The 25,961-nt window shown below is 31.6% G+C and carries 23 protein-coding genes; 18 read left to right on the plus strand and 5 right to left on the minus strand.

Going from position 1 to position 25,961, the window contains the following annotated elements; all coding sequences use genetic code 11:
* Positions 1–3 precede the first annotated feature (3 nt).
* The 7 genes from C4F49_RS13505 to C4F49_RS13535 all read left to right on the plus strand — a co-directional run bounded on the left by C4F49_RS13505 (position 4) and on the right by C4F49_RS13535 (position 6,385).
* Positions 4–1,119, plus strand: a complete 1,116-nt coding sequence (locus tag C4F49_RS13505) for a tyrosine-type recombinase/integrase (protein ID WP_196936371.1) — start codon at positions 4–6, stop codon at positions 1,117–1,119.
* Positions 1,116–1,937, plus strand: a complete 822-nt coding sequence (locus C4F49_RS13510; protein ID WP_196936372.1) for a hypothetical protein — start codon at positions 1,116–1,118, stop codon at positions 1,935–1,937. Before C4F49_RS13505 ends, C4F49_RS13510 begins: the two co-directional genes overlap by 4 nt.
* Before the next feature lie 76 nt (positions 1,938–2,013).
* Positions 2,014–2,337, plus strand: coding sequence for a helix-turn-helix domain-containing protein (locus C4F49_RS13515; RefSeq protein ID WP_196936373.1), 324 nt, complete (start codon positions 2,014–2,016; stop codon positions 2,335–2,337).
* 110 nt (positions 2,338–2,447) lie between these two features.
* Positions 2,448–3,629 (plus strand): VapE domain-containing protein, encoded by a 1,182-nt coding sequence (locus C4F49_RS13520; RefSeq protein ID WP_196936374.1) that lies wholly within the window; start codon positions 2,448–2,450, stop codon positions 3,627–3,629.
* Between the two features lie 238 nt (positions 3,630–3,867).
* On the plus strand, positions 3,868–4,797 hold the full coding sequence (locus tag C4F49_RS13525; RefSeq protein ID WP_196936375.1) for a CHC2 zinc finger domain-containing protein: 930 nt from the start codon (positions 3,868–3,870) through the stop codon (positions 4,795–4,797).
* Positions 4,798–4,868: 71 nt separating this feature from the next.
* The gene (locus tag C4F49_RS13530) at positions 4,869–5,207 is read left to right on the plus strand and encodes a hypothetical protein (protein WP_196936376.1); all 339 of its coding nucleotides are present in this window, start codon (positions 4,869–4,871) and stop codon (positions 5,205–5,207) included.
* Entirely contained in the window at positions 5,204–6,385 is a 1,182-nt protein-coding gene (locus tag C4F49_RS13535; protein ID WP_196936377.1) for a relaxase/mobilization nuclease domain-containing protein, read from the plus strand. Before C4F49_RS13530 ends, C4F49_RS13535 begins: the two co-directional genes overlap by 4 nt.
* Positions 6,386–6,518: 133 nt before the next feature.
* On the opposite strand, the gene C4F49_RS13540 is transcribed toward C4F49_RS13535, so the two are convergent.
* The 3 genes from C4F49_RS13540 to C4F49_RS13550 all read right to left on the minus strand — a co-directional run bounded on the left by C4F49_RS13540 (position 6,519) and on the right by C4F49_RS13550 (position 8,772).
* A complete protein-coding gene (locus C4F49_RS13540; protein ID WP_196936378.1) occupies positions 6,519–7,031 on the minus strand; it encodes a beta-barrel fold lipoprotein in 513 nt (170 codons plus the stop codon).
* A 20-nt stretch (positions 7,032–7,051) separates the two neighbouring features.
* Complete coding sequence (locus C4F49_RS13545) at positions 7,052–8,245, minus strand: hypothetical protein (RefSeq protein ID WP_196936379.1); 1,194 nt, start codon at positions 8,243–8,245, stop codon at positions 7,052–7,054.
* A gap of 299 nt (positions 8,246–8,544) precedes the next feature.
* A complete protein-coding gene (locus C4F49_RS13550) occupies positions 8,545–8,772 on the minus strand; it encodes a hypothetical protein (RefSeq protein ID WP_196936380.1) in 228 nt (75 codons plus the stop codon).
* A gap of 74 nt (positions 8,773–8,846) precedes the next feature.
* Here C4F49_RS13550 and C4F49_RS13555 point away from each other — a divergent pair, with 74 nt between their 5' ends.
* The 3 genes from C4F49_RS13555 (at position 8,847) to C4F49_RS13565 (ending at position 10,878) form a co-directional block, all read left to right on the plus strand.
* A complete protein-coding gene (locus tag C4F49_RS13555) occupies positions 8,847–9,608 on the plus strand; it encodes a metallophosphoesterase (RefSeq protein WP_196936381.1) in 762 nt (253 codons plus the stop codon).
* 128 nt (positions 9,609–9,736) lie between these two features.
* Positions 9,737–10,219 (plus strand): helix-turn-helix transcriptional regulator, encoded by a 483-nt coding sequence (locus C4F49_RS13560; RefSeq protein WP_196936382.1) that lies wholly within the window; start codon positions 9,737–9,739, stop codon positions 10,217–10,219.
* A gap of 14 nt (positions 10,220–10,233) precedes the next feature.
* A complete protein-coding gene (locus tag C4F49_RS13565; RefSeq protein WP_196936383.1) occupies positions 10,234–10,878 on the plus strand; it encodes a nucleotidyl transferase AbiEii/AbiGii toxin family protein in 645 nt (214 codons plus the stop codon).
* Positions 10,879–10,886: 8 nt separating this feature from the next.
* Here the strand turns inward: C4F49_RS13565 and C4F49_RS13570 are convergent, their stop codons facing one another.
* Both C4F49_RS13570 and C4F49_RS13575 read right to left on the minus strand, forming a co-directional pair.
* The gene (locus C4F49_RS13570; RefSeq protein WP_196936384.1) at positions 10,887–11,615 is read right to left on the minus strand and encodes an NERD domain-containing protein; all 729 of its coding nucleotides are present in this window, start codon (positions 11,613–11,615) and stop codon (positions 10,887–10,889) included.
* On the minus strand, positions 11,608–12,534 hold the full coding sequence (locus C4F49_RS13575; protein ID WP_196936385.1) for a restriction endonuclease: 927 nt from the start codon (positions 12,532–12,534) through the stop codon (positions 11,608–11,610). The genes C4F49_RS13570 and C4F49_RS13575 overlap by 8 nt, the downstream gene beginning before the upstream one ends.
* A gap of 167 nt (positions 12,535–12,701) precedes the next feature.
* Between C4F49_RS13575 and C4F49_RS13580 the strand changes: the two genes are divergently transcribed.
* The 8 genes from C4F49_RS13580 (at position 12,702) to C4F49_RS13615 (ending at position 25,919) form a co-directional block, all read left to right on the plus strand.
* Positions 12,702–15,836 carry a DEAD/DEAH box helicase gene (locus C4F49_RS13580; RefSeq protein ID WP_196936386.1) on the plus strand — a complete coding sequence of 1,045 codons (3,135 nt, stop codon included), beginning with the start codon at positions 12,702–12,704 and terminating at the stop codon, positions 15,834–15,836.
* Positions 15,836–16,591: a DUF4391 domain-containing protein gene (locus tag C4F49_RS13585; protein ID WP_196936387.1), complete on the plus strand. Its 756-nt coding sequence runs from the start codon at positions 15,836–15,838 to the stop codon at positions 16,589–16,591. Before C4F49_RS13580 ends, C4F49_RS13585 begins: the two co-directional genes overlap by 1 nt.
* A gap of 1 nt (position 16,592) precedes the next feature.
* Complete coding sequence (locus C4F49_RS13590) at positions 16,593–18,581, plus strand: site-specific DNA-methyltransferase (RefSeq protein ID WP_196936388.1); 1,989 nt, start codon at positions 16,593–16,595, stop codon at positions 18,579–18,581.
* A gap of 2 nt (positions 18,582–18,583) precedes the next feature.
* Positions 18,584–21,586 (plus strand): restriction endonuclease, encoded by a 3,003-nt coding sequence (locus C4F49_RS13595; protein ID WP_196936389.1) that lies wholly within the window; start codon positions 18,584–18,586, stop codon positions 21,584–21,586.
* Between the two features lie 31 nt (positions 21,587–21,617).
* A complete protein-coding gene (locus tag C4F49_RS13600) occupies positions 21,618–21,824 on the plus strand; it encodes a hypothetical protein (protein WP_196936390.1) in 207 nt (68 codons plus the stop codon).
* 5 nt (positions 21,825–21,829) lie between these two features.
* Positions 21,830–22,261, plus strand: a complete 432-nt coding sequence (locus C4F49_RS13605; protein ID WP_231388316.1) for a hypothetical protein — start codon at positions 21,830–21,832, stop codon at positions 22,259–22,261.
* A 99-nt stretch (positions 22,262–22,360) separates the two neighbouring features.
* The gene (locus C4F49_RS13610) at positions 22,361–24,097 is read left to right on the plus strand and encodes an AAA family ATPase (RefSeq protein WP_196936392.1); all 1,737 of its coding nucleotides are present in this window, start codon (positions 22,361–22,363) and stop codon (positions 24,095–24,097) included.
* Positions 24,090–25,919, plus strand: coding sequence for an ATP-dependent helicase (locus C4F49_RS13615; RefSeq protein ID WP_196936393.1), 1,830 nt, complete (start codon positions 24,090–24,092; stop codon positions 25,917–25,919). Before C4F49_RS13610 ends, C4F49_RS13615 begins: the two co-directional genes overlap by 8 nt.
* Positions 25,920–25,961: the final 42 nt, after the last annotated feature.

The following is a 25,961-nucleotide window of genomic DNA, read 5'->3' on the forward strand; positions in this document are numbered from 1 at the left end:
ATCATGATTAAAGTTAAATTAAGAGAAAATCAGCTTAAAGATGGAAGGGTTAGTTTGTATTTAGACTACTATCCTCCGATTGTGAACCCAAAAACGGGTAAGTCAACTCGAAGAGAATTCTTAAAAATGTATTATTATAAAAAGACTAAGGATTCTTCTGAAAAACAAAAAAATCAAATTATAAAGCTCGCTGCAGAAAAAATTAGAGTTGAGAGGGAAAATAAATTATTGACAGGAGCATTTGAAGAAGGGTCATTTTTCGCACAAAAGGAAAGCTTTTTGGATTTTTTTAAAACTGAATGTAAAAAACGTGCAACATCAGATGGTAATTACAACAATTGGAAAAGTTCTTTCAAATATTTTAGTGATTTTACGAATAACCGATGTCTATTTAAAGATTTGACTGAAAAGTTATGTAGAGACTTTAAGGTATATCTGGAATCTACGACAACACTAAAGAGTGAAATGCATAAGCTTGGTGCTAATTCTAAACATATGTATTTTAATAAATTCAAAGCTGCTGTTAAAGAAGCTTATTTACAAGGATTAATATCGAAGAATTTTACTGCACGGATTCAATCTCCCAAAGCTGAAAATCCTTTTCGTGAATTTTTAGAAGTAGATGAATTAAAAAGACTACAAGCAACACCTTGTGAAAATGAAACAATTAAAAGGGCTGCATTATTCTGTATAGTTACTGGTTTTAGAGTAAGTGATGCCTTTCCTCTTAAATGGGGATCTTATTCCTTTGACTCAAAAAACAGGCATGTTTTACGATTAAAAAGTAAAAAGCCTGGAGTATTTATTATCCACCCAATCTCGGATCAAGCTTTTGAATACATGGGGGTAATGGGTAAGGAATCCGAACAAGTTTTTAAAGGTTTAAAGTATTCGGCTAACACTAATAAAATATTAGAAAGGTGGTTGCATTTAGCTGGGATAAAGAAAAAAATAACATGGCATAACTTTAGACATACATACGCTGTTATGTTGATTGAAAAATTTGGAATCTACGCTGGCAAAGAAATGCTTCATCATCAGCATGTAAAAACAACAGAAATCTATTCACATATGATATTAGAAAACAAGGTTAAAATGGCTAACAGTATTGAGATATGAGTTTAAACATTTTTTATTGTAACGCTGGTAGAAATTTGATAAAAATATCTATTGACTTCTGGCAGGATTTTAAAGACTTCGTTAATCAGTACGATAGGTTTAAAAAATATAGAATTATCTATAAAAATTTTGATACCGAAAATATAGATTTAAGTCATTCTAATGCATTAAATGATTTTCTGAATGTACAGTTAGAAGTGTTAAACTTAATTATTCAAAATAAAGAAAAGGATCTAGATCAGCATGAAACATTGATTTCTTTGAAATCATCCTTAAGTGAATTTGCAATAATAAGGCATCTTCTTAGTGGAAGTAGAGATAAAAGAGCAATTGATTACTTAAAGTTTATTAATGATCAAATTGTGCCGATATTCAATATAAAAATACAAAATCTTGAAACATCACTAAAAATTAAACATCATAAAAGTTATGTTAGGAAGAAGATAGAAGAATTTGGAGAAGTAAAGCTATTAAATGATAATTTACCCCGTGAAATATTAGAACAAATAACATGTTATTTCGATAAATTGATTCCTGATAAATATCAAAGGGCTCATTTTAATCAAGAATTTTTTAATGGTAGGAAAAACGAAATTATCTATGATATTGATTTGAAAGATACTAAAACAGTATGCGAGTTCTTTAAATTTTTGCATGGTAATGGTTATTTAGCTGTAGAAAAGGCTGCATTAGCAAAATGGATGAGCCGAAAATTTCAACGTGTCGATAATAGTAAACAAATTGGCACAGTCGAAACATTGAAAAGATATCTTAATGGTCATCACGATCGACAATTTTTAAATAAATTTTTAAGATAAAATTCCGTTTTGGCACAACGGAATTCACTTGATTATAGCTTTGTTTCATTAATTATAAGCACTTAAAAGATAATTTATGGAACAAGTAATAATTACTAGTATCAATAAACAAGAGTTAGTTGATATTATTGAACAAACTGTAAAAAAAGTATTTGGATCAGCAAAAAATGAGGTTGCTATTCCAAATGAAAAACCAATAGGTGTACATAGAGCTGCAAATATATTGTTGCTCTCAGGTGCAAGTATTTATAGAAAATGCAATAATCTTGAAATTCCCCATTTCAAAAGAGGTAATAGGTTGTATTTCTATGAGAGTGAATTAGAAGCCTACTTAAAGGCTGGTCGAAAATTATCCAATGATCAGATTGATCAATTATCCGATCTGTATTTAAAAAAATAAAGCAAACACTTGCACGTGTTTGCTTTGAAATTCTTTTGACTCGAAAGTCTTGCCTTTATTATTTCTCATAGCAAAGGTAAGGTTTTCAGTCTTTTATTCCAAAATTCTATATGAGTAAAGAAATGAAAATCTATGATTTTGATTATAGTAGTAGTTCTATCTATAATCGTGTGCATGAATACATGACGAAACGCTATCGGATTCTGTTTAATGAACTTAGTTTGAGCTTTGAGATAAGCTTGCTTGATAAGGAATCTGAAATTTTCGAATTGAATGAGAACTCTCTATTAATTTTATTAGATCAGAACGATATTAAGATTAGTAGAGAAAAGTTTATCAACTATCTAAGGTCAGATCTTATAGAAAGATACAATCCAATTCAAACTTATTTCGAATCGTTGGCATCTTGGGATGGGTTCGATTACATTCAGCAGTATTGCAGTTATGTTAAAACGGATGATGATGACTTATACTATTATCATATGAAGAAATGGGCTGTAAGGGCAATTAAAACGATTCTGATCCCAGATGAAATAAATAAGCACAGTATAATTTTGGCAAATGGGGCTCAGAATGCAGGTAAGAGTACATATTTGAAAAACTTAGTTCCTCGATGTCTCAATCGGTATTATGGCGAGAACTTATCCTTGGATAAAGATGGTCGAGTCAAACTCTGTAAAACGTTTGTAATGAATTTGGAAGAGCTTCAAGGGTTAGGAAAACAAGATACCGACAAGGTTAAAGCGATGATTTCACTTCAAACCGTAAATGATAGACTACCATTTGATAAGAAGAATTCATTCTTGCATCGTACAGCTAGCTTTGTTGGTAGTACTAACCGTAGTGAATTCTTGGTAGATGAGACGGGGAATGTTCGATGGATTGTATTTGAAGTTATTGGAAGGATTGATTATGAGCGATACAATAAGGAATTCGACATAGATAAATTTTGGGCTCAAGCATACCATATCTATAAGTATGTACCTGACTTTGAATCTTCATTATCTGCTGATGATGTTAATAGAAATGAAGAGAGAAATTCTAAGTTCATGATTTTATCTCCAGAATGCGATGCTGTATCCAGATTCTATGAAATCAGTGAAGATATACAAGATTTTAGAACGGCTTCTGACGTGATATATGAGCTTTCACTTACAGGTGTAAGATTAAATAATATTAAAATTGGCTCTGCCTTAAAGAAATATGGCTTTCCTAGAATTAAGCATTCGCAAAGACAGATTTATGGTTATTTAGCGAAGCCTAAATTTCTTGATTTACCAATAAAGTTTTAAAAAAAATGAAAAAAGGTTACCTAGTTACCTAAACTCTTGTATATGATTGGTTATCAGTGTTTTGTTTAGGTAGGTAACCTTAAAATATACTTACCTTAGGTTACCTAAATGGGGTGTTTAGGTAACCTTAGGTAGGCATAGGTAACTTATAAAAATCAACTTACCTAACTGTTAATCAGTTGATTAAGTATCTTAGGTAATTAGGTAGGTACTTTTTGAAAAAAAACATAAAAAACTCATGAATTGCTCAATTGCTAATACAAGAATATCACTACTCTCAATACTCCATAAACAAGGGTATAAAGAGTCGTATTCGAGAAATAATAAAGGCAAAAAATGCCATTGGTTCATTAGTCCGTTTAGAGAAGAACGGACAGCAAGTTTTGTCGTGAATGAGGATGACAACACATACAAGGATTGGGGGACAGGAGAGTCAGGTACTGTCGTAGATTACATGGTTCGATATTATCGCTGCTCAGTTAAGCATGCTTTGTCATTACTGGATTCTTTTGATCTAACTTCTTCTTTTGTTAAGCAAAAAAATGAGTGTAATCAGCTTTCTAAAAAAGAAGAACAGGATAGTTACGAAATCTTAGCTATCAAAAAAATCCAAAACCATAATCTCATAAAATATCTGAATCGTAGAAAGATCGATGAGCAATACTGGAAATATCTCTGTGAAGTACATTTTAAGTTAAAAGATAAGGTTTATTATGCTGTCGGTTTTGAGAATGACAGTCAAGGCTATGAGTTGAGTTGGGAGTATTGGAATAAAGCAAAACAAGGCTTTGTACGGCACAAAATGTGTCTTGTGGCCAAAGATATCACTCATATAAAGAATGGCTCTTCTAGCGTAGTGATTTTGGAAAGCTGGAGCGATTTTGTGTCTTTATTAAGCCTTTACCCAAAGTTATGCCTTAATAAGAAAATGGAGCTGAAGAATGACTTTATCATCATGAACTCGGTCTCTACCAAGTTGAAGGTGTTTGAGGTATTGTCAGAGTATTCAGCTACATATGGCACTTTATACGCTAGCACAGACAATGACCCTGCAGGAATGGAAATTTTGAATGCATTATTGAATAAATATCCTGATAAAGTAATCCCTCTAAATGGATTTTACAAAGACTATAAGGATGTAGGGGATTATTTACTAAATAAGAAATAGCTTGAAAGTGAGCAAGCCATGTTGAGAGTCCCTCTTCAACGCTTGCTCAATTAATTGCACTCCGTTTAATTATGAAAAGAAAATTGCTTAGTAAAGAAGAAAAACGAGTTTTCGAGGTGAAAGTTCGTTTAAATATAAAAGAGAAAAGGAAGCTTGATACTATAGTTTCTCTAACTCAAAATAATAGCCCAGAGGTAATACGGTCTCTATTGATGAAGGCAAAAATGCCTGAAGCTATTCCTCCAATTTTAGATGTTCAAACATACCAACAGCTTCGAAAAATTGGTGTAAACTTTAATCAATATGTTAAGGCTATTAATCAAAGTAGAATTGCAGAAATTGATGGTAAAACAATGAAAGAATTATATGAAATATTGCAAATAATTAAATCTAAAATCTATAGCGTATGATAGCGATGCAGAAAGTTCACAGTTTTGCTGCGGCATTGGATTATAATGATAGCAAGCTTAACCTTAAAGATAAAACTCAGCGGGCGGAAGTTTTGGATCATAATTTTATGGAATATAATAAGGCAGAAATTATGAAAGAAATTGGAATGTTGAATAAACTAAATTCCAAGTTGACAAATGATGGATATCATGTTGCATTAAGTTTTTCTGAGAAGGATACACATTTAAGAAATGCTGATTTAATAGCCATAGCTCAAGCTTATAAAAAAGGAATGGGTTTTACGGATGATAATTTATTTGTCTTGTACAAACATAATGACGGTGAGGATCATCAACATATTCACGTACATCTGTTGCTTCATCGCTTGTCTATTGATGAGCAAGGGAAAGTACAGGTGGTTTCCGATTCCAATAATTACAGAAGGAGCGAAACGGTCTGTAGAGAACTTGAGAGACGCTTTAACTTAGAAAAGGTAAGATCGTCTCATGAAGCACTAGACCGAGCACCAACAAAAGATGAGCTAGAAATGATGCAACGCACTGGACATCCCTCAGAAAGAATTTTAATGCAAGAAAAAGTTAAGTCAGCATTAGGTGTTTCTGTAGATATACAGTCGTTTATAGAGAATTGTAAGTTGAACGGAATTTACCTCTTGTTTAATCAATCCAGCAGCACGGGAAGAGTTTCTGGTATAACCTATATCAGTCAAAATGGATTTATAGCGAAAGGTCAAAAGCTAGGAAATCAATTTAAATGGAATAATTTATCTCAAAATCTAAATTATGGCAAACAAAGCAGAGATGGCGAAACAGTTCGTCAAACAAACATTGATACAAGATCAAGATTTGAAAATGAGCTTAACAAAGCAAATAGAGGAAGTGAAATCGGGGATGATCGAACTAGCAGAATATCAAGTAAAAGTTATAAAGAATCAAAATATACTGTATCAGAAGATGAATTCAATGACAGAAAAGGAGGTGATTCAAGATTTACAGCTCATTCTCACGGAGATCGCACAGATGAAGAAACAGATTCAGAGATTGAAGAATCTATTTCTAACGGGCTATCTCATGATTCAAATTCCCTTATTAGCAATCTTAGTGGCTTACTTGGTAGTGTTAGCGCTGAACAAATAGATGAAGAAGAAAGAAGAAAAAGAAGAAGGATTAGACGTTAAATTATTATATAAATATATATTCATTTGTTATATAATTATATACTATAATCTTATATAATTATATATTTTGAAGTTATATAAATATATACATACAGCATTATATAAATATATAATGCTGTTTTTTCTTAAATATCTAGTTTTCAATTAGTTCAATTGGATTTGTAACATCTAAAATCAATGATTTTGCGGCATAATCATTTGGCTCATAAATAAGTGTTTTAGTAGTTGTCTTTTTGCCGTCTACATAAAATTCATACGTCACTGTTAGCGGATTGGCATTTTCTTTTAAATTGGTAAAGACCGATGAAATAGTGAAGGTACTTACAGCAGCTGAAGTTTTGATACTTGATATAGCACTAGGGATAGGGGATAGGTTGGCTTGATGTATTATACTTGCCTCGTGAAATATCGATAAAGTAGAATTAATCCCTATAAACTTGAAGTCACTTTTCAAGTCAGCGTCCACACTTGCTGCCTGTAACCCTAGATTAGCAGAATAATCAGCATAGTTCGAGCCGCAACTAATTTTTACTTCTACGACCTTTTTAGACGATTTATTCGGGCTCGGGCTATCATTGTTGTTCTTGCTGCAAGAAAAACTGAAAAGTGCGATCAGAAGGAGTGAAATTTTGATAATTGTTCTCATGATTTAATAGTTTTATGTGATTAAAATTTGTGTCTAATGTCAGCCAAGTTGTAATAGAAATACTCTTGATTACTTCGCAAAATGTAGCGTTTGATATAATGTGTGAAGTAGGATTCTGATAATTCTACAGGATTGAAGTCTTTCAGATTTGGCTTATGTTCTGGAAGGTTGTACTTCTCAATATTCGATAGCATCAAGTTTCGTAGATAACTATTTGCACTTTTGATCGTTGTACTATATTTTGCTTTATGTGTTAATGTTCGTTGTATACCATAATAGATTAATCTGTAGGCTTTTGATAAGCTGTAGTGATTAAATAGTTCATCTGCAATTAATTCTAAATTTTGTTTAATAAGATCAAAATTTGCATAATTTCTGGTGCTATATTCAAAGTAGTTGATTATACTTTCTTGATAGCATTCTTTCCAAAATATCTCACGTTGAGCAGCTGTGTAATCTTTTTTGACAAGATAATTGAAGATTTCTCCTACAGTCAAAGTAGTACCATCTTTCGCTAAATTGAGTGTCCATTGGCAATTAGCCAAAGTTAGTTGAGGTTGAAAAAGACCTAAGTCACCATAATGGTCGAGTGAGGTTGAATATTCGACTTCTTTTTCTGGTATAAGGATCTTTTTATCAATAAATGCTTTAGTGAATTTAAAGATCTCCGTAGGAAGTTGGCGTACACCGAAATTTACTTCAATTAGCCGAGCATTTATGAAATTGAAGGATTTTGATTCTTTATTAAAGTATTCGTGAATTAGTATAACTAGTTGAACCTCTTCATAAATACTTAGATTACTTAATTCAATATCTGAGTTATAAGTATTGTCATAATAACTATCCCAAGTTTTATAAAAATGCATTTTTCTAGCCTCAAGCTCATTTTTTCTTTTTAAAATGCAAGTTTTACATAAACAATCAGGTGTTTCATCATGTCTACAAGCTGGACAATAAATGAGTTCTGCAGCGAATGATGTTCTGCCTTTTGTTTTTCTGTACAAAGGTTTACCACAGTCACAAATATCATCGGTGATCACATAAGGCAGAAACATATAAAGGTTGTTGTTAATCTTAATATCTGGGAATGTTTCTTTAATCAAGCCAACCGAAGTTCCATCTTCATACATCGTTAAAATCTGATTTACTATGGACTCATCAGCTGAAATTAAGGGGGAACTTTTAGAACTGTAATAAAATCTTTCTTGTGCCATTTTAAGTTTATTTTGAGAAATAAAGAAAGGCGTGAAACTAAGATCAATCCAAGACTGAGGCTTGCGACGGCCTGACAACCAGAAAGACTTAGCCCACGCCCAATATCAGGCACGGGCGTAAGTCTATCGAAAGTTGGTTGTCAAATGAAGGTCGCAATTTCAGTCTAACCAATACGATAGCTTACGCTGTTTCGTTCAATAAATTATTATTGTAAAGATAAGGAAAATTGAAGGATATTATAGTTAAAATTCGCTGTTTAATTACCTTAAATATGGTTCATTACAATTTCTAAAGACACTTATTTTCTCATATCTTTTTTTGAAGCCCGATGATAATATTGCTTTCCATCTTTTGCACCGTCCCAAACGTTCGTAACACCTTGGATTTTGATTGGAGCTTCTTTCTCCACGTTAATTAATCTTTTACATATTTTTCTAAATTTTCGATTCCATAGTCGTTTATCTTGTTTCTCAGATATGGCTGTAGTAATTCCGAATATTTTAGTTTTTCTTACTGATCTTGACATTGAACCGTGTATTTTATAGTTTGAATATAGCAAAGTTGGTCAATAACAAGTATATTGTTTCATAAATTTGTTTTATGAAAATACAGTATTGTTCAGATTTGCATTTAGAATTTTCAGAAAATAAAAGGTTTCTTGAAGAATTTCCTTTACTTCCAGTTGGTGATATTTTAATATTAGCTGGTGATATAGTTCCGTTTAAAAATATGGATCTTGCTAAGGACTTTTTGAAATTTTGTTCTGAAAATTTTCAAGAAACATATTGGATAGCAGGAAACCATGAATATTATCACGGTACTTTGGAAGGTAGAACTTCAGCGTTTAAAGAAAAAATAATGGAAAATGTTTTTTTGGTAAATAATTACACTCTTGAAAGGGAAGATGTCCGATTTATTTTTTCTACATTATGGACGAAGATTTCACCAGAAATGTCTTTTTTTATTAAGAAAGGATTGTATGATTACAAGGTGATAGGAGATGGAAATCAGTTCTTCTCTGTTGACCGTTGCAATGAACTTTTTAAAGAAAATCTAAATTATATTAAAACAGCAGTTTCATCTGATGATCAAAAACAAAATATAGTCGTTACGCATCATGTTCCGACCTATCATAATTATCCTCAAGAATATTTAAACAGTAATATAAGTGAAGCTTTTGCTACAGATTTAGATAATTTTATTGAATCATCGAAGATTCATAGTTGGATTTATGGTCATCATCATCGTAATGTTTCTGAATTTAAAGTGGGAGGTACAAATATGTTGACCAATCAACTGGGATATGTAAAATATGGAGAGAATAGGAGATTTAGATGGGATGCTTTGGTTGAAATACAATGAGAGGAGTTTTTTATTTTATGGAAATGTCTTTTATCAAGGCTAATATTGTTTTTGCTATTGAATTTAATTTGTTGGTAATCTATTGTGCACAAATTTTAAATTGTAATCAAATTTGATTACATTTGATTATGGAAAAGAAATTAGAACGTTTTAAAGGTATACATCCAGGTGTAATACTAGAACGAGAACTTAATAAGCGTGCGATTAAGCCGAGTCCTTTTGCATTGTCTGTGGATACGCATAGACAGATTTTTAACGCCATTCTTAAAGGGAAACGAGGTATTCCAATTCCTTTGTCTTTAAAAGTTGATCAAGCTTTAGGATTAGAAGAGGGGACTTTTGCGCTGTTACAAACTTTTTATGATATCCAGAAGGTTAAAGAAAACGAGCTTAGTAAAATTCATCCTGATTTGAGTATTGTACGAAAAATACTTTTTTGGGATACAGATATTCATAAAATTGATTGGCAAAAGCAGTGTAAAGCTGTTATTCAGCGTGTTTTTGAAAGAGGTAATGACGAAGAAAAAAAAGAGATAGAACGTTTTTACGGTTTAGATAAAATCCAAGAGGCTTTAGCTTCTAATAAAACTGAACCAATGTCACTGCATTAACAATAGATATTAATATGCTTTATTACAACACAGTTAATGAACTGCTTAAGTGTACACTAATAAGATTAATGCAATCAGATGTTTTTTCCTCATTTCGATTAGTCGGAGGGACAGCCTTAAGTTTGCATTTAGGCCATCGTGAATCTATAGATATTGATCTTTTCTCGGATGCAGACTATGGTACTTTAGATTTTGAAGCTATTGATAATTATTTAAAAAATTCTTTTTCTTATGTAGATTACCTGTCAAATGTAGCTCCAGCTATGGGGAAATCTTATACGATTGGGACAGACGCAGAAAATACCGTAAAACTAGATGTTTTCTATACGGATTCTTTTATTCAAGATGTGGTTGTAGAAGATGAAATTCGCATAGCATCTATTGAAGAAATTATAGCGATGAAAATTGATGTGGTACAGCGGGGTGGGCGTAAAAAGGACTTTTGGGATTTGCACGAATTGTTAGGAAGGTATTCTATAATGCATATGCTTGAATTACATGAGCATCGCTATCCTTACACGCATGATCGTAATTTAATTTTATCAAATCTTGTCAATTTTCAAATTGCGGATAATGATTTTGACCCAATATGTTTTAAAGGGAAATACTGGGAATTTATCAAAGCTGATTTTGAGGATATTATTGCGGATTTTTCTTAAAAAAGAATCTAACTCAACCTTTTTGTATATCTACATCTTGGAAAATTTGTACATCCCATAAATCTACCAAATTTCCCTTGTTTAGGTATTAATGGGCTGTTGCAATCTGGACATAGATTATTTTTTTGTTTTATAGTCGTATTACCAAATTTTTTAGCCTCAATATTGGGGATGTTTCCATTAATTTTAAGCAGCAAATTATAGATTTCATCTCTCGTGAATTCACTGATATTTATTTCTTTAGAGCTCTTAATTGTTTTCAGAAGTCTATAAAATATAATTACGGGATATGAGCAATTGACTTTTAATCGAGCACTTCCTGTGAATACGACAATCGGAAAATAATCAAGATTAGGATAGTCTGCTAGGTTGGCTTGCAATGCTCTTACATGGCCTAAATTTTGTTTTACTGGGTTGTATAATTTGTATTTATTATTGAAGATTACCTGTGTCCATTCGTAAGCGTTTTCACTACCAAATATCCAACCTTTATAGTTTTTGGTTTCTATGACAAATATACCGTATTTGGATACTACGACATGATCTATTTGAGACATTAGTCCATTGTAAAACACTTTGACATCGTGTATTATTTTATACTCTTTTTTATTCAGAAATAAGAGTACAAATCGGATAAGTAATTCCCCTAAAAAACCTTTGATTTTGGGTTTTAAAAATTTTAATAGGATTGCTAAACCTAAAAATAAAAATACATATAATAAGATCTCGTTACTCATCTTTCATGGAATCCCAAAAATCAGCATCTAATTTTTTAATCTCAATAGTTTGCTCGATTTGCATACCTAAACCATATTCATAGATGTAATTTGCTAACTGCTTACCATCAATTAAAATTATTGTTGTTGAGCCATTTAAGCTGTTAGCATAGTCAATTGCACCTTTTGAAAATCCTGAGGTTGTAATAAAAACACCTTTGTTTGACTGTGCAACGGCCAAAGCACCTACAAATTTTTGGATATCTTCTCTTCCAATAGTAGAATCCATTTTATAACGTTTGGCTTGAATATGAATTCTACCAAAGCCTAAAATATCTTCTTTAATAATTCCATCTATACCTCCGTCATTTGAATATTGTGTAACTAATCCAGCGTTTCTTACTTCACCACCATACCCCATTTTTTGAAGTAATTGTAATACTAATTTCTCAAAAGCTGCTGGCGTTTTCGAAAGAATGGTTTCTAATATTTCGTCAAAAAGCGATTGTTTGATGCTCTCGAAAGATGCATACAATTCTTCTTGTGGTGTATTATTTGAGACAGATTGCTTTTTTATATTAGAAGATATTCCTGTTTTATTCTTTCCTCTGATAGGTTCTCGAGTTTTTAGTTCAGTTTCAATGTAACTGTCAATTAATTCAGGAGATTTTAAAATATCTTTACCTTTTTCGTTGATATCATATATTCCTCTTTTCGGCTTATTTAGTAAACCCGACATATTCAAATAGCTCAGTGCCCATGAAATACGATCATAGAAAACATGACCGTTTCCAGAAGGATACATCTCATTTACTTCATCATCAGTCAATTTAAAATGTTTTGCTAAAGGCTCGACAAAATCGCGAAGCTTCATTACCCCATTTGTATTTAATAAGGTCATAATGGGAATACGGAGCTCGTCATGTTTAGGTAATGGCATAATTTATTATTGTTAATCTTATATGCAATAATAATCATTTTTATTTATTACGTTCTATTATTACGGTTTTCCGTATTGTACTTAGTTAGTTATTATTTATTTTTATTGAGCATTATTCATTAATATGTTTATTTTAGAGAAGAATATAATTATTAGCCATTAACCACATGATTATAAATAATCAAGATTATTTCCTTGTCAATGAAATTCTATCAAAAGTAAACTCGAACTCTGAAATTTTAATCTGTTCGAATAATTTTTCATTCAATGCTTTATTTGTTTTACTCGATCAATTTAAAGGTAACCAAAGGGTTCGGATTATCATTAATACGAGTGATCTTGATAATAATAAAGCATTATTTATTCATAATCCTATAGAAGTGCGGACTGACTCAGCTCTACAAGGTTATTACCGCTTAAATACAGTTTTGAAAAAGTTTCAGGATAGTGTTGAGGTCAGAAAATCTAATATTGGCGGTTTGTCTTTTGTGGTCATTGATGAGCATGTTTTTATGCTTGCTCCTAATACTGTTCATGAAGCAACATTAGGTATTATCAAAGAAGGAGGTCCATATTTAATTTCTTATATATCTGATTCACAATTTAGTTACAAGCAAACGTTTAACAATCAATGGAATGCTGCAGTAGATTGTAAAGAGGAGCTTATTTCTTTGTATGATCAGGCTAATCCCCTAAAACCAGCTCATGATATTTATCAATATACTATTTCTAAGATTTTTCAAGATAGAGATGAATCTGATTTAAAAGAGGAGCGTTTGACAAGGACTGGTTTCAAGAGTTCCGTGATTTGGTCAAAATTGTTTAATTTTCAAAAGGATGCTGTTTTAGGAGCAATTGATAAAATTGAGAAATACAATGGATGTATTATTGCTGATTCGGTAGGACTAGGTAAAACCTTTGAAGCTTTAGCTGTTATAAAATATTATGAACTCCGCAATGATCGGGTTTTAGTTTTAGCGCCAAAGAAGTTAAGAGATAACTGGATAGCTTATACTAAAAATTATACGACAAATATTCTAGAAAAGGATCGTTTCAATTATGATGTGCTGAACCATACTGATTTAGGTCGAGAAGGTGGTTTGTCTGGTGATATTGATTTAGATAAAGTGCATTGGGGGAATTATGATTTAGTGGTTATTGATGAATCGCACAACTTTAGAAATAACAATCCTTCCAAAGATCACGTTACACGTTATGAGCGTCTGATGAATCAGATTATTTGTGCAGGTGTAAAAACCAAAGTTCTTTTACTATCAGCAACTCCTGTCAATACGCGATTAAATGATTTGAAAAATCAAGTAGCATTTATCACTGAATCCAACGACCAGGCCTTGAAAGAAGAGGGGATTACGAGTATCGAGCTTACATTAAGACAAGCACAAACTAAATTTAATAATTGGTTGAAAGATAGTGATCCTTCTCGTGATAGCTTGATTAATAGGCTGGATGGTGATTATTTTAAACTGTTAGACTTGCTGACGATTTCACGTTCTAGAAAACACATTGAAAAGTATTACGATGTATCTGATATAGGTCAATTTCCTGAACGATTGAAGCCTAAGTCCATGTATAGTGAGTTTGATACCCAGGATAAAGAATTTTCCATTACTTATCTCAATGATCAATTGCAGATGTTGAATTTGCAATTCTATTCGCCACTATTTTTTGTTCATAAGCACTTGCAACCAAAGTATGCGGAGAAGTATGATACAATAACGAAAAATGGTACAAAATTCAGTCAGTTAGAGCGTGAAGAAAGTATTATTACGCTGATGCGTGTTAATCTTTTAAAGCGTTTAGAATCTTCCATTCATTCATTTTGTTTAACCTTGAACTCTGTCTTAAATAGAGTTAATTTCTTAATCGAGAAAATTGACAACCACAAAGAGTTTCTGGATGATGTTGATATCATGGATTTGGATTTTGATGATGAAGAATTGCGTGATTCTGTAATTGGTGGTAAGGTTAAGGTATTGCTTCAGGATATTGACCAAGTTAAGATGAAAGGCTTTTTGGAATCTGACAAAGCCATTATAGAAAAACTTTTAGGTCGTTGTGAAGAGATCACCGTAAGCCGAGATCAAAAGCTACAAGATCTGATTCACCTTATTGAAGAAAAAATAGATAAACCTTTAAATACGGAGAATAAGAAAGTAATTGTATTCAGTGCATTTGCTGATACTGTTCGTTATTTATATGACAATTTAGCCAGTTATTTTCAGAATAAACATCAGTTAAATGCAGCTATGGTGGTTGGAGGAGATGCTAACAAGACTAAGTTAATAGGTTGTAAAACCGATCTACAGTCCATCTTGACTAATTTTTCGCCTTTATCTAAGTCTCGTGATACGGTGATGCCAAAGCAAAAAGGAAATATTGATCTTTTGTTTTGTACGGATTGTATATCCGAAGGTCAGAATTTACAAGACTGCGATTTCTTAGTAAACTATGATATACATTGGAATCCTGTTCGTATTATTCAACGTTTTGGACGAATAGATCGAATAGGTTCTCAAAATAAATATATACAACTAGTCAATTTTTACCCGACACGTGAGTTAGATCAGTATATAGACTTGGTACAACGTGTAAAAGGTAGGATGCAAATTTTGGATATTTCAGCTACAGGAGATGATAATGTCATCGATGAGCGTTCTGGACAACAAAAGGAACTCGAATATCGTAAAAAGCAATTGGAACGTATGCGCGAATCCGTAGTTGATTTAGAAGATTTGGAAGGCGGAATCAGTATTACTGATTTGACCTTTAATGATTTCAAAATTGACGCAGAACGTATTTCAGCAACAGACAAACTTCGTTATGAACAATTTGCTAGTGCATCTTTTTCTTTGATACGCAATAATATTGTAGATCATGAAGCTGGCGTATTATTTTGTGTAAAGGATTTGAATAACACAAACTTTGATGAGAAGTTGAAATTAAACCTTTTACATCCATATGCATTAATTTATATTAATAAAGATGGGGAAATAATTGTTCCAGCTAGAACGGGAAAGCGCGCTTTGGATTTATTCAAAAAACTAGCTTTCGGAAAGGAGACTATAGATACAGAATTGCTTAAGGAATTTAATATCAGCACCAAATCAGGACGCTATATGTCCGAATATACCGAATTATTGAATGTAGTGAAGTCTCATCTGTCTGGGGAAGAGAAAGAAGCACAGATTTCTTCTATTTTTAATGCAAATGCTGTCTTCTCAGGCAAATCATCTAGTGCAAATCAATACGAGGTTTTAAGCTATTTAATTGTTTCGGCATAATGAATTGGGAGGAGATAATAAATTTCCCGTCGGGGGTATTGGTTAAAGCTACTATCAAAAAAGTAGAATTAAAAAAGCAGCGTGATTTAACATCGTCGGAGCTAAAACTAATAGATTCTGCAGATGTGAAACAAATCCAATTAATCGCGAGTATCAATCAGCCTATGGCTAATATAGAGCCCTATCAAGATGAATTGGAGGATTATTCGCAGTTGTACTTTATTCGTGTGTTCCTAAGCGCTGAAAGATATGCTGTACTTTATAAATCAATAGGTAAATTGATACATCAGCTTTTACCTCATCATTGTGTCGTGATTACCCAATCTGATGATCATACGAGCAGCCATTTATCGTTGGCTACCAAACGCTATCATAAACAATTGGTGGAGCAACGAGTAATAGAAGAGGTCTATGTATCTGAAAGTATAGATTCTGAATCTTCTCAGGTATTTTTAGATGCTTTAGCTTATTCACAGGTACCAAAACAAAATCTAAAGGTTTTCTATACTTACTATATACAAGCCTTGAAAAACTATGCTTTGACAGATTTGACAGGCGAATATGTACAACGCCCTGACTATGTAACGGATGAATATATGCAGATCGCACAGCAAATAAAAGTAGCCGAAGAGCAAATAGAAAACTACAGTAAAACATTAAAAACAGTGACTCAAATGAGTGAAAAAGTGGCTTTAAATACCGATATTCACGCATTGAAACAAGAAATACAACAACTAAAAGAAAAAATAAAATAACATGGAGAAAATCAATGCTTTAGGTTCTGAAGATATCGTAGCCAATAATATGGAAAGACTAAAAGAACTGTTTCCAACTATTTTTTCGGAAGGTAAACTTGTTGTAGAAGAATTGCAAGCCTTACTGGGGGATTATGTAGAAAAAGACAAAGAATTCTACCAAATGACTTGGGCAGGTAAGACGCAGGCCAAAAAAGAAGCCAATAAAGTTTCTACTGGTACCTTACGCCCCAACAGAGCCGATAGTAAAAATTGGGATACTACAGGTAATATTTTTATTGAAGGAGATAACCTTGAGGTGTTGAAGTTGCTACAGAAAACCTACAGCAACAAAATCAAAATGATCTATATAGATCCACCGTACAATACAGGTAAAGATTTTGTCTATAAGGACAATTATAAAGACAACTTAACCAATTATTTAGAGCTTACTGGGCAAACCGACGAAGAAGGTAAAAAACTTTCTACCAATACAGAAAGTGACGGACGATACCACAGCAATTGGTTAAATATGATGTACCCTCGTTTAAAATTAGCTCGTAATTTATTGACAGACGACGGAGTTATTTTTATTTCCATCGGTGTAGAAGAACTTGATAATTTAAAAAAGATTTGTAATGAAGTTTTTGGAGAGGAGAATTTTATTGAAATATTTTCTTGGGTAAAAACTTCAACACCTCCTTCTTTAGCTATTAAATCCCGAAAAACAAATGAGTACATTTTGTGTTATGAGAAATTAAAAAATAAAAATAAATACAATGGAGAATTATTAGACGGAGGTGATCAACCTTTGTTAAACACAGGGAATAATATCGCTAAATTAATTTTTCCAAAAGAAAAAATATATTTTAACCCCAAGTCATTTCCTAATGGGTATTATGAAAAATATAGTTCTGAAAGAGTTAAATTACTAAACGATATTTATATTTTCAATGGATATCCTGATAGAGATGTTGAAATGGAGGGAGAGTTTAAATGGACTCAAGAATTTTTGGATAATGAAATATCATTTGGAACAACATTAATAGTAAAATCAAAAGAATTATCAGTTCGTTTTATTAGGGAAGGTGAAGGTTTTAAGCGACCTACTAACTTTATAAAAGATAAACATATTAGTCCTTTATTAAATAAGATAGAAAATGGTATTGATACAAATGAAAATGCTTCAAGTTATCTTACTTCAATAATGGGTAAAAGCGTTTTTTCATATCCCAAACCAGTTAATTTGATTAAGTATCTAATCAATTTTGTATGTAAAGATGATGATATAGTATTAGACTTTTTTGCAGGTTCAGGTACTACATTTGAAGCAGTATTAAGATACAAGATAGATAGTGAATTAAATTTAAAGTGTATTTGTGTACAATTACCTGAAGATTTAGAAATTAATTTAAAGTTTGCAGAAACTAATGAAAAAGTAATAATACAAAATGGGATAGATTTATTAAATAGCATTAGTAAACCCAAGAAACTAACTGAATTAACCAAAGAGCGTATTCGTAGAGCTGGGGAATTAATCAAACAAGAAAATGAGGATAAAGAAAACATCTACAAACTAGATATAGGTTTCCGTGCATTTAAGTTAGATAGCTCCAATATTCGAGCTTGGGATACTGCTGTGGAGAATTTTGAAGGACAGTTAGATGCTTTTGCAGAGCATAATGGAGATAGCATTAAGTCTGATCGTACCGAAGAAGATGTGTTGTTCGAAATTTTATTAAAATATGGGTTAGAACTCACCCTACCCATACAAGAAAAGCAAGTAAATAATTGTACCATTTACAACATTGGTTTTGGTGCGATGTACATTTGTTTGAACAATAATATCAACGTGGAAGTTGCCAAAGCAATTGCAGAATGGCATACAGAATCTTCAGACGACAAACCATCTGTAATTTTTAAAGATGCAGGATTTGCGAATGATGCTGATAAAACGAATACTGTACAAACCTTGCGTCAAGCAGGAATTGAAAATGTAAAATCTATTTAATTATGGCAATGAAAATACAGTTTGAGGGTAATTTGAGTTACCAACAAGATGCTATTGAGGCTGTAATTGATGTCTTCAAAGGGCAGGAGAAGCTAGAATCTAATTTTACCGTTTTAGCTCCTACAGATCAATCTATTGGTTATGCCGCAGATTTGGGTTATGCTAATAAACTGAACTTGCTACCGAAGCAGTTAGTTGAGAATACACAAGCCATTCAATTGCGTAATGGTTTACGTATTTCTACACCTCAGGATATTGATAAGAATGATTTGCATTTTTCCATAGAGATGGAAACAGGGACCGGAAAAACCTATGTGTTTACTCGATCCATTTTTGAAATGCACAAAAGATATGGATTTAAAAAATTCATTATCGTAGTTCCTTCTGTATCTATTCGCGAGGGTATCAATAAATCATTGCAGTTGACAGACGAACACTTTAAGCAAGTGTTTGAAAATGTACCGTATAAATATTTTATTTATGATAGTGCAAACTTAAGTCAAGTACGCGATTTTGCGACTTCGGATCAGGTTCGTATAATGATCATTAATATCCAAGCCTTTGCGCAGGATATGGATAGCGAGAAGGCTACAAAGCGTATATTATTGGATTATAACGATAAATTAGGGGCAATACCTATTAATTTGTTGCAAGAAACTAACCCTGTCGTTATTGTGGATGAACCACAAACTACGATAAACTCTCCCTTACAGAAGAAATCTGTAAAAAATTTAAATCCTTTAGCAGTTTTTCGTTTTTCAGCAACTCACAGAGAAAAGATTAATCTATTGTACAAATTTGATGCAATAGATGCATATAATGATAATAAAGTTAAGAAAATAGAAGTTGCTTCTATTACTACTAAAAATGAAGTAAGTGATGGAGCTTTTATTCAGTGTATTAACATTTCAAATAAAAGTGGAATTAAAGCTAAGGTAACTATTGATATCAAAGGAAAAAACGGTAAAGTTTCGAGAGCGAATAAAGATGTCAAGCTAGGAGATGATCTTTATGAGATATCCAAATTGGATCAATATTTTGGTTATATCATCAATGAAATCAATATCGAATTGGATTATATTTCATTTGTGAATGGTAAGTTGACTCAAACAGGTCAAACACTTGGTGGGGTAGATGATAAAGAAATTAAACGCAAACTCATTGCAAAGACAATTGAAGAGCATTTGGATAAAGAAGTAAAGTTAAATCCAAGAGGCATCAAAGTCTTGAGTTTGTTTTTTATTGATACAGTAGCAAAATACCGTCTGTATGATGAAGAAGGAAATCCTAGAAATGGCGATTATGCACAAATATTCGAAGAAGAATATGCACGTATTATCCAACATCCTAAATATAAGTTGTCACTATTCAAAGAAGTGAAAGATGTAAATATTGATGTTACTGAAGTGCATAAGGGTTATTTTTCTAGTGATAAAAGATCAAAAAAATCGAATGTTAAAGAGAAGTTTGAAGCTTTCAAAGATACTTCAGGAACAGTCAAAGCTGACGAGGATACGTATCAATTGATTATGAAAGATAAAGAACGTTTGTTGAGCTTTGATTCACCTGTGCGTTTTATCTTCTCTCATACAGCACTAAAAGAAGGTTGGGACAACCCCAATGTGTTTCAAATTTGCTTGTTAAAGGAAATGGGAGGTTCTGAGATTAGTCGTCGTCAAGAGATTGGACGAGGTTTACGTATTCCTGTAGATCAAACAGGCAATCGTGTCTATGATGAAAATGTAAATATCCTTACCACGATTGTGAATGAAAGTTTTACAGAATTTGTGGAAGGCTATCAAAAAGAATTGACAGAAGATACAGGAATTAAATTTGGTTATTTAGCACTAGAGTCATTCAATACTATTGTTAATGATTTTGACGAAGAAGATGAACCTATTTATTTAGGACAAGATGAGTCAAATAAGCTATATAAACATTTTATAGAATTAGGATATATCGATGCGAAGGGAAAGATTCAAGATGTTTTAAAACAAGCTATCAAGGATGGAGTAGTCGATTTAGGGCAGGAGTTTAGTGATGACGTTACTAAACAAATTATTAATAGGATTAAAGAAGTTGCGGGTAATCTTGATATTAAGAATAATCAGGATAAGGTTCATATTAAACTTAATAAGCAAGTATATTTATCTGATGAATTTAGAGCGCTTTGGGATTCTATTAAATACAAAACAGTTTATAAAGTTGAGTTTGATTCGAATGAACTGATCAATAAATGCATTGAATCATTAAATAATAACCTTCGTAATCAACAGGCTAAAATTGAACATACTAAAGCAAAATTGGCGGTTGATCAAGGCGGTATTAAGGCAGATGGTCAAGTCAAAAATTATGTCGAACATCTTAATTTTCAAGTGAATCATTTACCAGATATAATTACTTATCTGCAAAATGAAACGGATCTTACACGTAAATCAATTGTAAGGTTGCTTAAAGGATTAGAGCCACGTGTAATCAATTATTTTAAGTCTAATCCTCAAGCATTTATTGAGAGCTGTATTGAGGTTATAAATCTACAGAAACGATTGTTTATAGTAGATGGTATTAAGTACGAAAAGATTGGTGAGAAAGAGTTTTATGATCAAAAAAAGATTGAAGAAGAGGATTTAGTAGGTTATTTGAGCAAACATTTGGTAGTTTCGAGTAAATCTGCCTACGAACATACGTTGTGTGATTCTGAAGTTGAGGTTAACTTGGCTCAGGAATTTGAAGCTAGTGATAATATATCACTTTACACTAAGCTACCAAGTTGGTTTAAAGTACCAACTCCTCTAGGAACATACAATCCTGACTGGGCTATTCTATATAACCAAGGTACTGAAGAGCAGTTGTACTTCGTGACGGAGTCTAAAGGTACTGTTTTTGATGAACATTTGAGACCAATAGAAAAGGGAAAAATTCACTGTGGCAAAGAGCATTTTAAATCTATCGGCAGCCGAATGATCGTTGCTCACACGATAGATGACGTGTATAGCCAGATGTAGCATTTATTATCTAACCAATTATAATTTTATTATGGGAATAAATAAACCTAGTATAAACGAATTAGATCCCGCAGCTGCAGGCATTAGAGTTTTAAAAGAATTAAAGGAGAAAATTCTAGTGATGGATGAAAAGCTAAGTAGAACAGAACTTATTTTAGAGATTGATAATATGATTACTAAATTGAATGCAATAGGCGCTATTGATCATATTAGCAAAACGCAAGGAGGTCAATTATGAAAAGAATGATAACATTGCGTGGAGTTAGTGAATGTGGAAAATCTACTAAAGTTAAACAACTAGCCGAATGGATTATTAATAATTATTCACATACTAATTTAGGAGTGAATATTACAAATGGAGATATTAATGGGGTTCTCATAATTGGTAAAGTTAAAATCGGGTTTAATTCAGCAGGAGATGATTTTGAATGTGTATCTGGAAATGATAGCTTAATTATCAATTATCCAGATATTGATATTTTAATTAATACAAGCAGAACCAAAGGAATAACTCGTAGACACCTTGAATTTCATTATAATGAAAGTAACGGATGGTTGGTCCATAACATATTTGTGAATAAATTAATTCCTTCTAATACTGTTTTAGAAAATCAACGTGACAGATATATTATGGATAAGCTAATATCATTAATAACTGGATTAGATAAGATTTAAAATTGTGTAATTTAAAATTTAATTTATTGAATATATGACTTAATAGACCTATTTGGACTTTCGCAATTAAGATATTAATTGAAATATAAATTATCAATAATGGGAATAAGATTACAATCAGTAAGAGTAAAAGGATTCAGAGGCTTTAGAAATATTGAAGTTGACTTTGAAAATACAACTGTTTTAGTTGGTACTAACAATGCTGGTAAAACTACTTTGCTTAAAGCTTTACAATTAGCGTTAACTAATTCTCATTTTATATCTAATGATGATTTTTTCTATTGCGAAGAACATATTGATGATACTATCATCATAGATGTTTTATTTGTTCCAGTTGACGATGATGGCAATGTGACGGATCAATTTAATGACGATTGGAATGATGTATTTAAAGCAGAAAGGATTGGCATTTCAGTTGAGGGAAATCAAATAATGTCTTTTAGAACAATAATAAAAGAGAATAATAAAGCTTTCCGAAAGCAACAATTTTACATTGATCAATGGGAAGAGTTTTTAAATGGCGAAACTAACTGGTACGACAATGAATATGATAATGATCTAAGCTTTTATTTTGATCAGATACCATTCTTTTATTTAGAAGCAAATAGAGATATTTTAGAAGATATAAAATCTAAGTCATCTTATTTAGGTCGGATCTTATCATCATTAGAATTTTCTTTGGAAAATAAACAAAGAATTGAAGCATTAATTTCAGAACTGAACTCGACGACAATTGGAAGTTCGGATATTTTGACTGAGTTACAAACAACTCTTAAAGAGTTAGACACAGCAATGGACAATACTAATAATACTGTTCAAATAACCCCTTTTACTAAGAAAGTACGGGACTTAAATAAAGGAATAAGAATTAATTATTCTGAGTTCTCTATGGATTATCACGGAATGGGTACTAGAAGCTGGTCTTCTCTCTTGGTTTTAAAATCATTTTTAAATCTTAATCATAAAATCTATGAAAATAATGGAAAACCTTATTATCCAATATTAGCAATAGAAGAACCTGAATCGCATTTACACCCAAATGCTCAAAAAAAGTTGTATTCTCAGATAAATGAGATAGTTGGACAAAAAATCATTTCAACACATTCAAATTATATTGCTGCAAATGCAAAAATTAATGAGATAAGATCTATCTCGAAGAAAAGAGAATCTATTAAAATTGGTAAAGTCTTTAGCGAAGATTTTGAACCTGAAGAATTGCGACAAATTCAAAGACAAGTCATTAATACTAGAGGTGAATTATATTTTTCAAAATTGGTCATTCTTTTTGAAGGAGAAACCGAAGAACAAGTATTGCCATTATTAGTGAAAAAGCATTTCGATATTGATCATGTGAGCTTAGGTGTTAATTTTATTGGTGTGGGAGGAAATACTAAATATCTCCCATTTATCAGATTTTGTGAGTCTTTTAACGTTGAATATTTACTTTTTAGTGATAATGAACCAGATGTAAATACTGATGTTTTAAGGCAGATTTCCAAATCAAAGATAAATGACCCCAACAGAGTTGTTTTTGTTAGTCCTAATAATGACTTTGAAAAAGAATTATGTGAACAAGGATATATTGATGAAGTAAAAATTGCATATCATAAAATCGAGTTAGAAAAGTGTGCTAATGAGCATCACCGAGCAGCTAAGCAACAGCAATTAAATCAAATTCCAGATGATGATTACTATGGAATTATTACGGGAATGAAAACACAATTTGCTCCTATTATTGCTAATGAGTTATTATTATCTGCTAAACAATTACCGAATAAAATAGTTGAATTATTTGGTAAAGTAAATGACGTTTTAAATCCAGCAGAAGATGAGTAAAATTAATTTATCCACTAAACAAACTGAAATAGTTGATTTAGGAATAGGTGCATATTTAGTTGAAGCTAGTGCAGGTAGCGGAAAAACTAGAGTATTAACAGAAAGAGTGAAAAAGCTTTTAGAAGATAATAATTCAAAAGTTTTAGCAATTACGTTTACTAATAAAGCTAGTGAAGAATTAAAAGAAAGGTTGGAGCTAGACAAATTGAAAAATAAGAATGTTTTTGTTGGTACATTTCATTCATTTTGTCAATCTATACTTGAATCAAGATTTAAACTTTTAGGCTTCCAAAAAATGCCTCACATTTTTGATGATGAAAGTGATAGAATTGAAATTGTAGAAGAAGCTATTAAATCTGTACCATATTTTACTGATATATATGATGGTTTAGAGTCAAAGGATATAGCAGGATATAAATCAAAAGTACTCTCATTCATATCTTCAATAAAAAGAGAATTGGCTGAGCCCGAAGACTTAATTACAGAAGAAGGGGAAGAACATTTCTTGTTTTTATATAATGAGTACCAGGATATTTTAAAATCTAATAATGCAATTGATTTCGACGATTTAATTTTATTCGTCTATAAACTTTTTTCAAATAATGAAGCGGTACAAAGTCTATATGCCAAATCTTATAATTATATATTTATAGACGAGGGACAAGATTTGAATAAAGCACAATATTATCTTCTAAAATCTTTATGTGGAGACAATATTAAAAATGTAATGATTGTAGGAGATCCTAATCAATCTATTTATGGATTCAATGGTTCTACTCCTAGGTATATGCAGACATTATTTGTTGAAGATTTTAATGCACAAAAAATTACTTTAGATGAAAATTACAGATGCTCCAAACAGGTTATTGATGCAGCAAATAAATTGATGACATTAAATGTTGAAGCAGTGAACTATGTCATTGAAGGGCAGTTTGAAATTTATAAGGCTAAGAGTGAAAAAGATGAAGCAGAATACGTAGTTGGAAAAATCAAGGATTTAATTAATCTCAAAAATCATAAAGATATTGAAGGTGAAATCGATTATAGCAAAATTGCAATTTTAGGACGTAATAAGTTTGTATTTAAGTTTATAGAGGGATTATTACAGGAGAATAATATACCTTACTATTTTAAATCTGGGAATATTGGGATTAAATTTGAAACCATTTTTATGAAATTATTTGATTTCTATTTCAGAATTAAGATCAACCCTTCGGACAAGTTACACACTAAAAGACTTAAATCTTTATTAAAAGTTAATAATTTTGAAAATGAAGATGAGATAGCTAAATCTAAATATGAATATTTTTCGTTTATTAGAAAGGTAATCTCGGGTTTAACAGAAGAGAATTTTAAAAAATCAATTCAAATGGTTTTTGATTACATAAAAGATTCAACATATTTTAGTGATGATGAGAAAGTACAAATTTATTATGAATTAGATGAAATGAAAGAACTATGGAAGGAATATTCATTTATTAATTTGAAACCTTCCTTAACAGGATTTAAAAATACAATTTCATTAGGAATTATTAAAAGAGACACTAAACAAGATGGGATTTGTATAAGTACTGTTCATACTATGAAAGGGCAAGAGGCAGAAATTGTGTTTCTTGTTGGGTTGGATGATGGTACATTCCCATACTATTTAGCGATACAAAATGGAGGTGAAGAATTAAATCAAGAAAAGAATAACCTATACGTAGCATTTACTAGAGCTAAAAGATTTCTTTATGTTTCTTATCCATCAATTCGGATGATGCCATGGGGAGATTATAAGTCAAGAATTAAATCTAGGTTTTTGAATAAATTCGTTTCATGATATTTTTGAATAGAACATTATATAATCGCTGTCTAGTCTGTC

Source organism: Sphingobacterium hungaricum (assembly GCF_015210005.1).
GTDB lineage: Bacteria > Bacteroidota > Bacteroidia > Sphingobacteriales > Sphingobacteriaceae > Sphingobacterium > Sphingobacterium hungaricum.

What these genes read in the sequence shown, in the direction of transcription:
- C4F49_RS13570 (WP_196936384.1), bottom strand. Translation starts at nt 11,615, where the DNA reads ATGAGTAACGAGATCTTATTATATGTATTTTTATTTTTAGGTTTAGCA.
- C4F49_RS13550 (WP_196936380.1), bottom strand. Translation starts at nt 8,772, where the DNA reads ATGTCAAGATCAGTAAGAAAAACTAAAATATTCGGAATTACTACAGCC.
- C4F49_RS13590 (WP_196936388.1), top strand. Translation starts at nt 16,593, where the DNA reads ATGGAGAAAATCAATGCTTTAGGTTCTGAAGATATCGTAGCCAATAAT.
- C4F49_RS13600 (WP_196936390.1), top strand. Translation starts at nt 21,618, where the DNA reads ATGGGAATAAATAAACCTAGTATAAACGAATTAGATCCCGCAGCTGCA.
- C4F49_RS13545 (WP_196936379.1), bottom strand. Translation starts at nt 8,245, where the DNA reads ATGGCACAAGAAAGATTTTATTACAGTTCTAAAAGTTCCCCCTTAATT.
- C4F49_RS13520 (WP_196936374.1), top strand. Translation starts at nt 2,448, where the DNA reads ATGAGTAAAGAAATGAAAATCTATGATTTTGATTATAGTAGTAGTTCT.
- C4F49_RS13525 (WP_196936375.1), top strand. Translation starts at nt 3,868, where the DNA reads ATGAATTGCTCAATTGCTAATACAAGAATATCACTACTCTCAATACTC.
- C4F49_RS13555 (WP_196936381.1), top strand. Translation starts at nt 8,847, where the DNA reads ATGAAAATACAGTATTGTTCAGATTTGCATTTAGAATTTTCAGAAAAT.
- C4F49_RS13540 (WP_196936378.1), bottom strand. Translation starts at nt 7,031, where the DNA reads ATGAGAACAATTATCAAAATTTCACTCCTTCTGATCGCACTTTTCAGT.
- C4F49_RS13510 (WP_196936372.1), top strand. Translation starts at nt 1,116, where the DNA reads ATGAGTTTAAACATTTTTTATTGTAACGCTGGTAGAAATTTGATAAAA.
- C4F49_RS13560 (WP_196936382.1), top strand. Translation starts at nt 9,737, where the DNA reads ATGGAAAAGAAATTAGAACGTTTTAAAGGTATACATCCAGGTGTAATA.
- C4F49_RS13585 (WP_196936387.1), top strand. Translation starts at nt 15,836, where the DNA reads ATGAATTGGGAGGAGATAATAAATTTCCCGTCGGGGGTATTGGTTAAA.
- C4F49_RS13515 (WP_196936373.1), top strand. Translation starts at nt 2,014, where the DNA reads ATGGAACAAGTAATAATTACTAGTATCAATAAACAAGAGTTAGTTGAT.
- C4F49_RS13595 (WP_196936389.1), top strand. Translation starts at nt 18,584, where the DNA reads ATGGCAATGAAAATACAGTTTGAGGGTAATTTGAGTTACCAACAAGAT.
- C4F49_RS13505 (WP_196936371.1), top strand. Translation starts at nt 4, where the DNA reads ATGATTAAAGTTAAATTAAGAGAAAATCAGCTTAAAGATGGAAGGGTT.
- C4F49_RS13610 (WP_196936392.1), top strand. Translation starts at nt 22,361, where the DNA reads ATGGGAATAAGATTACAATCAGTAAGAGTAAAAGGATTCAGAGGCTTT.
- C4F49_RS13565 (WP_196936383.1), top strand. Translation starts at nt 10,234, where the DNA reads ATGCTTTATTACAACACAGTTAATGAACTGCTTAAGTGTACACTAATA.
- C4F49_RS13580 (WP_196936386.1), top strand. Translation starts at nt 12,702, where the DNA reads ATGATTATAAATAATCAAGATTATTTCCTTGTCAATGAAATTCTATCA.
- C4F49_RS13575 (WP_196936385.1), bottom strand. Translation starts at nt 12,534, where the DNA reads ATGCCATTACCTAAACATGACGAGCTCCGTATTCCCATTATGACCTTA.
- C4F49_RS13530 (WP_196936376.1), top strand. Translation starts at nt 4,869, where the DNA reads ATGAAAAGAAAATTGCTTAGTAAAGAAGAAAAACGAGTTTTCGAGGTG.
- C4F49_RS13535 (WP_196936377.1), top strand. Translation starts at nt 5,204, where the DNA reads ATGATAGCGATGCAGAAAGTTCACAGTTTTGCTGCGGCATTGGATTAT.
- C4F49_RS13605 (WP_231388316.1), top strand. Translation starts at nt 21,830, where the DNA reads ATGATAACATTGCGTGGAGTTAGTGAATGTGGAAAATCTACTAAAGTT.
- C4F49_RS13615 (WP_196936393.1), top strand. Translation starts at nt 24,090, where the DNA reads ATGAGTAAAATTAATTTATCCACTAAACAAACTGAAATAGTTGATTTA.